The sequence below is a fragment of the Chloroflexota bacterium genome, from assembly GCA_020161265.1.
Classification (GTDB): Bacteria; Chloroflexota; Chloroflexia; order Chloroflexales; family Herpetosiphonaceae; genus Herpetosiphon.
The window spans coordinates 225,445-237,251 of the sequence record JAIUOC010000001.1; the positions used below are offsets into that span (position 1 = coordinate 225,445).

Below are 11,807 nucleotides of genomic sequence, written 5' to 3' on the forward strand. Positions count from 1 at the left end.
CACGAAGAATGCCAAGGTTCGATTCTTATGCCAATACATGCCGTCGAACAACCAAACCAACATTCGTGTCCTTCGTGTCCTTCGTGGTTAAACTTACCCCAACGCCTCAAGCGGAATGTGCGGAATTCGTTCGAGCATGCCTTGACCAAATACCTGCTGCAAGCCCAGATGGGGCATATGAATATAGCCAATATGGCAGCCACAGGTGGCATTAGCACAAACCCTTGGTTGTAAGGCGGCTTGCCAATCAACATTATAAATATTGCCAATCGGCTCGCGTACAAAATGGCAACGCCGCATTGTGCCATCGCCATCGACCGAAATCACGCTTTCGCCAGTTGCGCAAGCTCGCCCCTCAGAAGGATGCCGAGTGTTATTAATTGGAAAGAGCGGATCAATCGCGGTCAGTTGAGCAATTTCCTCAGGGCTGTAATAGCCGACTTCGCGTTTGTAGGCATTAACCCACAAGTAAATTTGCTTGGGTAAAGCTTCACGCAATGCCGCAATCTCAGGTTGATGTTCGTGCATGCCAACCACACCCACGCTGATTGGGATGCCACGTTCGATCGCTTCGTGGCAACGGGCCAAAAAACGTTCGCGCGGCGTTTGAGTTGGATGATAGGTAGCCCACAAACCAAGCCGTTGCTTAGGGCAATCCTCGGCCCAATCCAGCCGTGCCGAAAGATTGGTCTGGATGGCGACTTTTTGGACATGTGGCAAATTAGCCAACTCGACAATTGCCCGTTGGTAGCGCCGCCGAATCAAGGCTTCGCCCCACGGCGTGAAAAAAATGCTTAATTGAATGTGGGTTTGCTGGCCAGCCCAAGCCACAAAGCGTTGCAAGGCTGCTTCATCGTGGGCATGTTCGGCAGCAGTTTCTTGATGCTTGGCAAATGGGCAATAGCTACAGCCATAATTGCAGCTTGACAACGGGCCACGATACAAAATTGCTAGTTTCATCGTAGGATAAACTCCGCGCTAAGCTGGCGAATCTGCGGCGAATACAACCAAGGGCCAATTAGATCTGAGCGTTCTAAACCTGCTGGAGTTAATTGATAGATGCCATGCTGATATTCTGCCCAACCAATTTCAATCAATTCATTGATTTGGCTCAAATCAGTCGAAACATCGCTGCCGAATTGGGCTTGATAGGCTTGGGTATCCAGCCCACTGACCTGTAACAGCGATTGGATGACAAAGCGGCGGCGTTGCTCAGTGCTCGAAACAACACAACCATAATCCACCTGACTCAAATCAAGCAAACTCCGCTGATTGTAATTTTGAATAATTTGACGAACAGAGCTAGCCCCAACGGCATAATCGCTGGAGTAATGCAGCTTGCGGGTATACGAACGTGCACCAGCGCCCAAACCCAACATTCCATCAGTTTGGCAGCAATAACTTGGCGCTTGGCTGTCGTCAGGCGCATGGGCAGCGCGAAACATGCGCATTGAAATTTGTTGATAGCCTGCCGCCAACAAGCGTTCGCGGCCAGCCCGATAGCATTCCAAGCGTAGATCATGCTCCCAGCCTGTGCCCCGCCGATCCAAGCCAGTCAACGGTCGTACATACAACGGGTATAAATATAATTCTTCAGGCCGCCACTGCAAGCCAATTTCCAACGATTCAAGCCATGTTGCCACGGTTTGGTTGGGCAAGCCATAAATCAAATCAATATTTAATGTGGGAATTTGAGCTGCGCGAATTGTGGCTAATGCCTGCTCCACCTCAGGTCGGCGTTGGGCACGGCCAGCAGCATGGGCTTCATGATCAAGGAAACTCTGTACCCCAATGCTCACCCGATCAACTCCTGCTTGAGCTAATATCGCCATGCGGTCGGCGGTTGCAGTGTGCGGCGACGTTTCAACCGATAAGGGAATTGCCTGTGAATTAACGCCTAGCCAGCGCTGGCTCATGCTAAAAAGCTGCTCCAATTCGCTGGCACTTAAATAGGTTGGTGTGCCGCCGCCAATCGCCATGCGACTAAACTGCACAGCACCAAGTTCGTTGTGCACTGCTTGCATTTGAAGCTCTAAAGTGGCCAAATAGCGCTGTACCACCGATTCGTTGGGGTTGGTAGTTGTGAACAAATTGCAAAAGCCACAGCGCATCTCGCAAAAGGGGATGTGCAAATATAAAAATAATTGATCATGGGCTTCGTTGGCCCAAACCTCTCGTAACGAACGCGGCTCAAGTTGGCGATAGGCCGATTTATGTGGGTAACTGTAGCTATAGCCCATGTAAGGCGTAGCATTGGCATATTCACGCAGATGCATGGGCTTCCTCCAAACAGCAATCAGCATAGGGTACTGTCCAAACCGTGGGATGGGCTAGGCGATGCCCCGAAAAACCATCTTCGCCATAGGCTGTACCATGATCGGAACAGATCATTAAAAAGCTTGGGTTGCGCCGCCGTAACGCAGCAAATAAGGTCGGCAACTGACGATCAACATAGCGTAAAGCCGCCGCATGGCTCGCCAACGTATCGCCTGTCGCGCCAGCCAAATAGTGGCAATTGGGTTGATGCAAGGCTGAAATATTGATAAACAGAAAGATTCGTTGCTCGGCTGGAATTGCCTGCAAACGTTCGACCGCCAATGCCACTTGAAATTCGGTCGAACGTGGCTCGGTCACGCCCAACCGTGGCTCCCAATAGGCTTCATGAAATAAATCGGGCAGTACACAGCTTAATGCAGTTTGGCGATTGAAAAAGCCCACGCCGCCGATACACATTGTGCGATAGCCAACTTGCGCCAAGCCCGTAACAATTTCTGGGGCATCAAAGGTAAACGTTTGCTCGGTCGTGGTTTCGCTGCCAGCAAAACGGGCTGCAAACAAGCGGCCATGCGGGCCAGGTGTGGCAGGCGTAGGCATAAAACCAGCAAACATCGCTTGATGGGCAGCATAGGTGAACGAGCCTGGGCTATGGCGTTCTTGCCAACCATGCGGCAACAGTGCCCGCAAATTGGGCGTGCCACCGTTCGTCCACTCAGCTACCGCCACGTCGTAGCGCAGAGTATCTAAAGTTATCAGTACAATATCGTGAGTTGGAATGTATTGTTTCATTGGAATCTCTGGTAGTTGGGGATCGGTGGTTGGGGGTCGGGAATATGCTAGGAAAGAGACTTACCTGATCCCCGACCCCCAACTACCAGCCCCAACTATTTCAGCCTCATAACTATCGCGTCCATCGACCAAGACATTGGGCAGCAAATCGCCAAAGGCATTGACTTCGCCAACCAAGCAATGTTGTAGGCTATTGGCGATCAGCAAATCAACCCCAGCGTAAAGCGAACGCTCAAAGCATGCGCTAGCCGCTTCAGCCTGTTGCCGCACAGTCTGCCAAAATTCGGCCCCTAACTGGGCTTGAACTGCCGCCAAATCGCCGCGTGGATTCAATAGATGCAGATTGGTAATTGGCGAAGTGCTGGTGCGCACAACCGTATGTTGGGCTTTGCCCGCAATCACCAACATGCGCAAATCGTAGACCTTGCCCGCCAGTCGCGCCTTGGGAACCCACTCTTCAACATGCACTCGTTGCTTGGCCAAGGCATCAATTAATGGTTGAATTTCGCGCAAATGGGTGTAGGTGCGCAAATTGCGTGAGTTGTATAATTGCAAGCCAGCGCTGGTTTCGACCAACTCGACCGTGGTAATTGCCTGCATTTGGCGGCCGTTGGTACGATACGCCACCACGCCCGCCGCGCTTGAACCATGGGCTAGTTTGATAAAAACTCGCTGCCATCCATGAGTTTGCAATGCTGTTTGCAATTGTTCAAACGAGCCAATTGCTGGCAAACTACGTGGCACGAGTACATCCGCTTGCGCCAATCGCCTATGGCACGTCACTTTATCGAACATCACGCTAATATCGGCAGGATGTTGCAACAAGCGTACATTTAAGCTAGCTAATTGTTGCTCAAGCTGGCTGAGCAAGCGAGTATAGCCGCGATACCATTGGCGACTACCCCACAAGCGCCCACGTTCTTGCGGCAAATTTGCATCGATCGGCCAATGCTCAAACTCAGGCTCAGGCGTTAGTTCAGCAGCAAACCGTACCAATTCACGATAGAGTTGTTCATCTTTGCCAGGCGATTCAATCCGCACTAGCTCACCAGATTTGATCAATTCAGCCAAATCGTGCTGGCCCTCCAACAGATCGTAATAGCTGATGACGCGGGCTGGCGGCTGGCCTTGACGCGCCAAGGCCGCCTGCCACAGCTCAACTCGCCGATCATGTGGATTGCCAATAACGATCATTCAGTCACCGCGATATAGCGTCGATCGTAGCGATGTGGGTCTTGTGGCTCGGAAATATCGACTTCAATCCCCAATTGTTTGAATTGCTGCGCAATTTCATGCTCGATAAAGTGATGGTGCAAATCGAGCAATTTGAGTTGTTTAATCGCTGGGCAGGCCAAAAGTACCTTCGCGCCATCGTCGCCAAGGCTGCCTAACGAAAGATCGAGCACTTCGATGCGGTTGATAATCTTGGATTGGCTAATTGCAACCGCTAAATCATCAGCGAACAAGCAATCGCGCAAGGCCAATACCTTGAGATTGGGGAATAACTCGCCATTCAGCAAGGGTTCGAGATCGGTCAGGGTGACATCGCCACCATACCACTCGGAGCCAATCCATAATTCAAGGTGTTCTAGTGCTGGCAATTTGCCTTGCAAAATCTCCTGCACCACTCGATTGGGCAAACCACCACTTTGAATCACCAAGGTTTTGAGTTGGGCATGCTGGCATGAACCAAGGCTCAAACCATTGGCTCCGCGAATTGCAAAATGCTGCAAATTGGGGAATGCCGAAAGCAAGGGCGAAAGATCATCCTGCTCGATCCACGAAATTTCCGATTCTTCGCTGGTGATATCGCCGATAAATAAGGCCCGTAAATTGGGCAATTGAGCAGCGGCACTGACCAAGGTTTCAATCACCTGATCAACTGGGCCATTGCCATCATCAAGCTCCCACCATGGGCCAATCACTAAACCTGTGGTTTTTTCAACCTTGGGCAAGGCCAAAAAATCAGCAAAGCGATCGATCCAAGCCGTGTTGGTATCATAATCATCTTCATAGCTCAGCCCGACGCGATGTACCACGCCAGTCGATTGCAAAACACTGGGGTGATCCCAATCGGCAATGTTCGATGGAGCCAGTTCCGACATCCATGGCAATTGAGCCATTGTTGTGCTCCTTATTCGCTGACAGCGATATAGCGATATTCTTCGTCGCCATCTTCATCGGCAATTTGTTGATCGCTGACATCGCAATTAACCTCAATTGTTGGCCAGCAATCGCGCATGCCATCGCTCATGTAGTGGTGATGCAAATCAAGAAATTCAAGCTTACGAATCGCTGGGCTGGTGAACAAGGCCTCAGCTCCCGCATCGCTCAGATTGCCCAACGAAAGATCGAGGATTTTGATTCGCTCAAGCATCGGGGCATTAGCAACTGCTTGAGCCAACACATCAGCATATTCACAATCACGCAAGGCCAAGGTTACTAAATTGGGAAAACATTCACCCTGCAAAATTGGTTTTAAATCGTCGATCGTTGAATTGCCGCCATACTCATCGCTACCCAACCACAGCTCCAAATGCTTAAGTGCTGGCAAATTGGCGGCGGCAACATCACGCACAACTTGCGCTGCTAAACCACCGGTCTGAATGATCAAGGCCTTGAGCTGTTGATGCTGAATTGCGCCAAAACTGAGGTTTGAGCCACCGCGAATCGCCAAATATTCAAGTTGCGGGTAGGCAGCTAAAACAGCGGCATAATCACCTTGCAAAATCCACGAAATTTCCCATTCATCAGAGGTGAAATCGCCGACGAACAAGGCTTTGAGCAAGGGCAAGCGTTCACGGGCATTAACGATACTTTCTAAAACAAGATCGATATCGCCATCGTGGGCTGAGTCCTGCCACCAGCGGCCAATCACCAAACCCGTGGTTTTGGCTGGCTCATCGGTGGCAAGCCAAGCGTTAAAATAATCCTGCCAGGTTTGAGCGGGTGCTTTCGAGCGATAATTGTATTCCAAATGCAGGTGCACAGGGTGGCCAATTGGATCGAGTTTTAAGCGGCCATCCCAGTTGGTCAAGCTTGATTCACCAAAATGTCCCATCCACGCAAAAATCATGGATACCTCACAAATAGCAATTGTAGGCCGATTGCGGCCTAGCTATAGCATAGCCTATTTTGTGACAAACAACGTCACATCGGCGATCAAAAAAGTTGTAACCTCTAATAACTGAAGCCTCCATGTTCATCCCTCATCCTTCATAATTCATCCTTTTGTTGCTTCTCACCCACAATTAAGCTGATTCGGCTACAATAGCCAGCGAATTCGATGCTACACGACGATCTTGCCGTGTAAAAAGGAGTTTGTATGCGTATTTTGGTCTCCGGTGGCGCTGGCTATATTGGCAGCGTAACCAGTGCCGCATTGCTTGATGCTGGCTATGACGTTGTAATCTTTGATAATTTGCGCCAAGGCCATCGCCAAGCGGTTCCCGCTGCCGCGACCTTTGTCTTGGGCGATCTGAATAATATTGCTGAAATTCGCAGTGCTTTTGAAGTTCATGGCCCTTTCGATGGGATTTTAAACTTTGCTTCGCATACCTTAGTGGGCGAGTCGATGCAGCACCCTGAATATTATCTGCGTGATAGTGTGGTAGCGGGGATTAATTTGCTGACGGTTGCCGCTGAACATGGCGTGAAGGCCTTTATTCTCTCATCAACCGCCAATCTCTTCGACGACCCGGCTAAAATGCCAATCGATGAAAATGAGCGCATTGTGCCAGGCTCGCCCTATGGTGAGATGAAATCGTGGATGGAACGGGCGCTCTATTGGTATGAACGCGTGCATGGTATTCGCTATGGCGCACTGCGCTATTTCAACGCTTGTGGTTGTACGCCGACAATTGGCGAACATCACGACCCTGAAACTCACTTGATTCCCTTGGTTTTGCAAGTTGCTTTGGGTCAGCGCGAATCAATTGCGATCTTCGGCGACGATTATCCAACGCCCGATGGCTCGTGTGTGCGCGACTATGTGCATGTGAGCGATTTGGCTTCGGCGCATATTCTGACCTTGCAAGCCTTGCTCAATGGCGGAGCCAGCCGCCGCTACAATTTGGGCAATGGTGGTGGTTTTAGCGTCAAAGAAGTTATCCAAGCTGTGCGCAATGTAACTGGCCATGCGATTCCAGCAGTGGTTGCGCCGCGCCGTGCTGGCGATCCGGCTACCTTGGTCGCTTCATCGGAAACAATTCGCCGCGAGTTGGGCTGGGAGCCACGCTATGCCACAATTGAGAGTATCATCGAAAGTGCTTGGGCTTGGCATCAACAACATCCTCACGGCTACAGCGAATAAATTTTGCTTCAAGGAGCAGCATTGATGGTTTCAACGACGCAACCAGCCTTTCAAGATCAATTGCAGGGCAATCATTGTTGGGGCTGTGGCAAGGATAATCCTCATGGCTTGCAAATCAAAAGCTATTGGGATGGAGCTGAGGCGATTTGTCATTGGCAACCACAGCCATGGCATTGTGCCTCGCCAACCCATGTGGTTAATGGCGGCATCATCGGCGCATTAATCGATTGCCACGCGATTATTAGCGCCATGGCCTTGGCTGCTCAACAGGCTGGGGTTGCGTTAAGCAGCCCCACGCCAATTTGGTATGTAACTGGTAAGCTCGAAATTGCCTACCACAAACCAACACCACTTGGCCCAAGCTTGGAGTTGCGTGCCCGCTTCGAGGTGCAAAACGAGCGCAAAACCTTGGTAACTTGTACCCTCAGCGCCGCCGATCAGCTGTGTGCAACTGGCACTGTCTTGGCTGTGCGCGTTCCCAATGAATGGATGCAAGTCTAGCGAGGGATCAGGGTCTAGGGATCAGGAGCCAGAATTAAGAAGATTTCGACCTGATCCCTGACCTCTGATCCCTCATCCCTGTATGCTCTTGATGGATTATTGTTTAACGCAGAGGCGCAGAAGGTAAAAAGGATGAAGGATGAGGGATGCATATTTAGGATACAATCTGTGTTCATCTGTGGCCAAAAAAACTACCTTCGCATTCTTCGTGCCCTTCGCGGTTTCAACCTGCTGACCCCTAGCCCCTGATCCCTGAACCTTCGTTCTACTACCTTGATTCGTGTTTTGACCAACCCGTATATCTGTCAGAAGCCATGATTTGCATGCTCTTTGTGCAATGTGTGTGAGCAATTGGGATTGTTAAAGCCAAAATCGCCCGAAAAATCCGTTGACGCTGACTTTTGGCCTATGCTATAGTAGCAGCAATTCCACAACCTACTCCTACTTTCCACCCGATCGCTCAAAAGAGTTCAAATTCGTTTATGGCAACGTAATGCTGTAAATGCTTCTTTGGTGTGCGTATTGTTTAGGGAGGTATTATGGCTGAAGTGATTTTGCCAGGCACCTACATCACGGTGCGTGATGAGGGGCTGATTAGCGCAGGGCGCATCGCCTCGGGCTATATTGGCATTGTTGGCACGGCAGCAAGTGGTCCAATCAATCAAGTGCAAATTTTGGGCAGTTTCAGCGAAGCGAAGGCGATCTTCGGAGCCAGCGATGCTTGGCAGGGCGGCACAAAAAACGAGTTAACCCTCATTCGAGCTTTGGAGCAAATTTATAACAATGGCGGCAAAACGGTCTATGCCGTGCGTAGCGAAGGCGTAACAGTTGATAATTATAAAACTGCCCTCGCTGAATTGGAAAATGAAATCGTTAATTTGGTATTATTGGCTGGTCAAGATAGCTCAAACGTGGGCATGGCCAATGCTTTAATCGCTCACCTCACCACCACCGCAGGCATCAAACGCGAACGCATCGGCTTGATCGGCAGTGCGCTTGGCGATGATATCGCTAAAATCTCCGGCCATAGCTATGCCAGCGATCGCTTAATTTTCGTTGCACCTGGGATCAAAAGCTCAGTCAGCGATCCAGCGACCCAAACTGTCAGTCAAGTTTCCTTACCAGGTAGTTATTTGGCCGCCGCTGTGGCTGGCCTGATCGCTGCCTTACCAGTCCAGTCCAGCCCAACCAACAAAACTGTGGCAATCGAGGGCTTGACCACCAACTTTAGCGCCTCGCAACTTGAGCAATTGGTGCAAAAACGGGTGTTAGCGGTCGAAAAACGCGAAGGCTGGCGCGTCGTCAAAGGCATTACCACCGCCACCAACTCGGCTTGGCATCAAATTACCACCCGCCGCATCGTCGATTATGCGATTTATGGCGTGCGCTCGGCTTGTAATCCCTACATCGGCAAACTGAATAATGACCGAGTACGCGGCGCAATGAAAGCAACGCTTGATGCCTTTTTGACCCGTATGGTCGAAGATGAGGCCTTGGTTGGCTATTCGTTGGATGTTTCGGCGACTCGCGCTCAGCAAATTGCTGGTGAGGTGCAAGTGTCGCTCACATTGCAACCAACCTTCAGTATCGACTTCATCTTAGTAACGATGTATTTGGGTTAGGAGCAAACTCATGCCAAATGTCAATGTTTTTCGTGGCTCAGATGCGTCGTTGGTGCTGGCGGTCGATGATAGTAGCACTGCCGAAGGTGGCTTGGCCGATGCCTTGATCGGCGAATATGCGCTCTCAAGCGTGGTTGGGCGTTTGCAAAATGTACAAATTGTGGTGCAAAACGATATTCGCCCTTACCACGAGATTGGTCGGCGTTTTGCTACCGAGCTGCGCCCGGGCAATATCAATATTTCGGGCACTGCTGAACGGGCTCATATCAACGGCGCACTGATTCGCTTGTTGCTTGGCGATGGCTCAAAAAGCCCACCCCCAACCGGAGCAATTGCCCAGCCATCCTTTAATATCGTGATCAATTTGGTCAATCCGGCTTCGCCTGACAATAGCAGCACGCTCACGATCTTTGGGGTCAAGTTTGATACCTGGAGTTTTCGCTTGCCCGAAGACGATTTCGTGATGGAAACGGTGACCTTCAAAGCCTTGCGTATGAGCAGCGCCGAAACCAGCGCCTAGAGGAATGAGCTTGCATGAGCGACAACCACCTAACCGCCGATGAATTGCTTGCTGGCGCTCAAGCACGCTATGCCGTGACGATTCCAGCCGAAATTGTTCAGCCTGGTCAGGCCACTGCAACCGCTCGTGAATTGGTGGTGCAACTCCAGCCGATCACGATTGGCACGTTTCAATTGATTATGCGGGCCGCTAAACAGGATTCTAGCCTGATTCCGCTGCTGCTGATCAAAGAGGCTTTAGTTGAGCCAAGCCTAAGTTTGGAGCAAGTCAAGCGCATGCACTTGGGCATGGTCGATTTTTTGATCGCGCATATTCGCGAAATTAGCGGTATGACTGAAAAAAAAAGCCATTAATTGAGTTGCAGCAAGCACCATTATTGCAGGCTAGCTATCGGCTTGCTAAGGCCTTTGGCTGGACACCGCAAGAAGTGCAGGCCTTGACCATGGCTCAAATTACGCTGTATTTGCAATTATTAGCCGAGGATGCCAGTGAATAAGCCCGAATCAAGCTTAATAACTCTTGGCACGGCGATTCAGGCCGATTTTACCGCTTGGCTGGATGGCTTAACGAGCTGGTTGCCAAACGATCAACCTGCCAGCATTTTGGCTGACGATTGGCGAACTGAGCTGGCTTTGGCTGACCAATTGCAACAACTCAGCGCTTGGGCTGATGGTTTGAGCAGCGGTCTGATTCCGCAATTGGTCGGCGGTCAACCGCGTAACCAAACCCAAGTTGCTGAGCCTGAACCAACCTATTCAGATGCTTGGCAACCTGCGTTGGCTGAAAATAATATGCCTGCTAGGCCGTCATCCGATCTGTTTCAGCCGCCAGTTTCAGCCATGTCCAGCCAAACCCAAGCCACAAAAGTTGTGGTTCGGCCTGATCTACGTGGCACTCGGCAGGTGTTGGCTGCCGCGCCGTTGCCCAAAGCTGCGCCGTTTCAAGCAGGGCTAGCCGATCACGCTGCAACCAACCAACTCGATCTTGGTTTGCCTGAGGTTGTACCCAGCAGTACCAACTTGGATGTTGCGCCAAACTTAGTAGTACAGCAGGCCGCAAGCCAACCGCCAAGCCCAGCGCTTGCGCAAACTGCCAACCAAGCATTGCCAATCCAAACCAGTCCAATCAAAGGGCTAGCCGATTTTGCCCAGTTGTGGCAGGGCACGAACCAAGCTGAAACGGTCTTGTTGGCTGAGGTTGTTCAAGATCAGGCGTTTGAATCAGCCTTGCCTAGTCAAGCGCTGCCCCAAGCTGTAGCTAGCCAGAGCCTTGAGCCAGTTCAGCCGTCATTGCCAAGCCAATCAGGTGGGCAAGCTACAGGCAACAGCACGGCCTCAGTTTGGCAGCAGGCGGCAACAACTCAAAGCTTCAATCAACCAAATAGCCCAAATCAGGCTGCTGAACAACCTGAGGCGACGCTTAGAAACTTTAATCTGGCTGAAATCGCCAACGCTCAGAGGACATGGATTACGCCAGCGGTTGGCAACCAAGCAGCGGTCAGCGCAACCAACTACAACATTCCAGCGCCGAACATTCATCCAACCAAGCCAGCCTTGGAATTGCCAAATAGCCCAGACTTCCCACCAAACCAGCTGACAATTGCCAATGCGACCCAAACGTCAAGCGACCAACCGCCGCCGCCGATTGAAGCGATCCAGCAGTCGGTTGCTTCGCAAAGTCCCAATCAATCTGCTGAAATTCAGCGTGAGCAACTGGTGGACGACGTTTTGGCAGCCTTGACCCAAGCCTTGCAACGCGAATATTTGCGTTTTTATAGCGATTAATC

General features: G+C 50.9%; 13 protein-coding genes. 7 read left to right on the forward strand and 6 right to left on the reverse strand.

Features of this window, described 5'->3' with window-relative positions; genetic code table 11:
• Nucleotides 1-93: 93 nt before the first annotated feature.
• From LCH85_00785 to LCH85_00810, 6 genes are read right to left on the reverse strand one after another with little or no spacing between them, the layout of a single operon-like run.
• On the reverse strand, nucleotides 94-960 hold the full coding sequence (locus LCH85_00785) for an STM4011 family radical SAM protein (protein MCA0350505.1): 867 nt from the start codon (nucleotides 958-960) through the stop codon (nucleotides 94-96).
• A complete protein-coding gene (locus tag LCH85_00790; protein ID MCA0350506.1) occupies nucleotides 957-2,276 on the reverse strand; it encodes an STM4012 family radical SAM protein in 1,320 nt (439 codons plus the stop codon). Before LCH85_00790 ends, LCH85_00785 begins: the two co-directional genes overlap by 4 nt.
• Nucleotides 2,263-3,066 carry an STM4013/SEN3800 family hydrolase gene (locus tag LCH85_00795; protein ID MCA0350507.1) on the reverse strand — a complete coding sequence of 268 codons (804 nt, stop codon included), beginning with the start codon at nucleotides 3,064-3,066 and terminating at the stop codon, nucleotides 2,263-2,265. Before LCH85_00795 ends, LCH85_00790 begins: the two co-directional genes overlap by 14 nt.
• Nucleotides 3,067-3,126: 60 nt before the next feature.
• A complete protein-coding gene (locus tag LCH85_00800) occupies nucleotides 3,127-4,260 on the reverse strand; it encodes an STM4014 family protein (protein MCA0350508.1) in 1,134 nt (377 codons plus the stop codon).
• The gene (locus LCH85_00805) at nucleotides 4,257-5,189 is read right to left on the reverse strand and encodes an STM4015 family protein (GenBank protein ID MCA0350509.1); all 933 of its coding nucleotides are present in this window, start codon (nucleotides 5,187-5,189) and stop codon (nucleotides 4,257-4,259) included. The genes LCH85_00800 and LCH85_00805 overlap by 4 nt, the downstream gene beginning before the upstream one ends.
• An 11-nt stretch (nucleotides 5,190-5,200) precedes the next feature.
• Nucleotides 5,201-6,142 (reverse strand): STM4015 family protein, encoded by a 942-nt coding sequence (locus tag LCH85_00810; GenBank protein ID MCA0350510.1) that lies wholly within the window; start codon nucleotides 6,140-6,142, stop codon nucleotides 5,201-5,203.
• A gap of 249 nt (nucleotides 6,143-6,391) precedes the next feature.
• Between LCH85_00810 and galE the strand changes: the two genes are divergently transcribed.
• The 7 genes from galE to LCH85_00845 all read left to right on the forward strand — a co-directional run bounded on the left by galE (nucleotide 6,392) and on the right by LCH85_00845 (nucleotide 11,805).
• Nucleotides 6,392-7,378, forward strand: a complete 987-nt coding sequence (gene galE / locus LCH85_00815; protein ID MCA0350511.1) for a UDP-glucose 4-epimerase GalE — start codon at nucleotides 6,392-6,394, stop codon at nucleotides 7,376-7,378.
• Nucleotides 7,379-7,402: 24 nt separating this feature from the next.
• A complete protein-coding gene (locus LCH85_00820) occupies nucleotides 7,403-7,879 on the forward strand; it encodes a PaaI family thioesterase (GenBank protein ID MCA0350512.1) in 477 nt (158 codons plus the stop codon).
• 539 nt (nucleotides 7,880-8,418) lie between these two features.
• Entirely contained in the window at nucleotides 8,419-9,501 is a 1,083-nt protein-coding gene (locus tag LCH85_00825; GenBank protein MCA0350513.1) for a phage tail sheath subtilisin-like domain-containing protein, read from the forward strand.
• A 10-nt stretch (nucleotides 9,502-9,511) separates the two neighbouring features.
• A complete protein-coding gene (locus LCH85_00830) occupies nucleotides 9,512-10,021 on the forward strand; it encodes a hypothetical protein (GenBank protein ID MCA0350514.1) in 510 nt (169 codons plus the stop codon).
• A 14-nt stretch (nucleotides 10,022-10,035) separates the two neighbouring features.
• Nucleotides 10,036-10,374: a hypothetical protein gene (locus tag LCH85_00835; GenBank protein ID MCA0350515.1), complete on the forward strand. Its 339-nt coding sequence runs from the start codon at nucleotides 10,036-10,038 to the stop codon at nucleotides 10,372-10,374.
• Nucleotides 10,375-10,379: 5 nt separating this feature from the next.
• Nucleotides 10,380-10,517 (forward strand): hypothetical protein, encoded by a 138-nt coding sequence (locus tag LCH85_00840; GenBank protein MCA0350516.1) that lies wholly within the window; start codon nucleotides 10,380-10,382, stop codon nucleotides 10,515-10,517.
• Nucleotides 10,510-11,805: a hypothetical protein gene (locus tag LCH85_00845; protein MCA0350517.1), complete on the forward strand. Its 1,296-nt coding sequence runs from the start codon at nucleotides 10,510-10,512 to the stop codon at nucleotides 11,803-11,805. The genes LCH85_00840 and LCH85_00845 overlap by 8 nt, the downstream gene beginning before the upstream one ends.
• The last annotated feature ends 2 nt before the right edge of the window (nucleotides 11,806-11,807 follow it).

Bases quoted from the DNA above. Each gene is read 5' to 3' on its own strand.
- LCH85_00785 (MCA0350505.1), bottom strand. From the start codon at position 960: ATGAAACTAGCAATTTTGTATCGTGGCCCGTTGTCAAGCTGCAATTAT.
- LCH85_00790 (MCA0350506.1), bottom strand. From the start codon at position 2,276: ATGCATCTGCGTGAATATGCCAATGCTACGCCTTACATGGGCTATAGC.
- LCH85_00795 (MCA0350507.1), bottom strand. From the start codon at position 3,066: ATGAAACAATACATTCCAACTCACGATATTGTACTGATAACTTTAGAT.
- LCH85_00800 (MCA0350508.1), bottom strand. From the start codon at position 4,260: ATGATCGTTATTGGCAATCCACATGATCGGCGAGTTGAGCTGTGGCAG.
- LCH85_00805 (MCA0350509.1), bottom strand. From the start codon at position 5,189: ATGGCTCAATTGCCATGGATGTCGGAACTGGCTCCATCGAACATTGCC.
- LCH85_00810 (MCA0350510.1), bottom strand. From the start codon at position 6,142: ATGATTTTTGCGTGGATGGGACATTTTGGTGAATCAAGCTTGACCAAC.
- galE (MCA0350511.1), top strand. From the start codon at position 6,392: ATGCGTATTTTGGTCTCCGGTGGCGCTGGCTATATTGGCAGCGTAACC.
- LCH85_00820 (MCA0350512.1), top strand. From the start codon at position 7,403: ATGGTTTCAACGACGCAACCAGCCTTTCAAGATCAATTGCAGGGCAAT.
- LCH85_00825 (MCA0350513.1), top strand. From the start codon at position 8,419: ATGGCTGAAGTGATTTTGCCAGGCACCTACATCACGGTGCGTGATGAG.
- LCH85_00830 (MCA0350514.1), top strand. From the start codon at position 9,512: ATGCCAAATGTCAATGTTTTTCGTGGCTCAGATGCGTCGTTGGTGCTG.
- LCH85_00835 (MCA0350515.1), top strand. From the start codon at position 10,036: ATGAGCGACAACCACCTAACCGCCGATGAATTGCTTGCTGGCGCTCAA.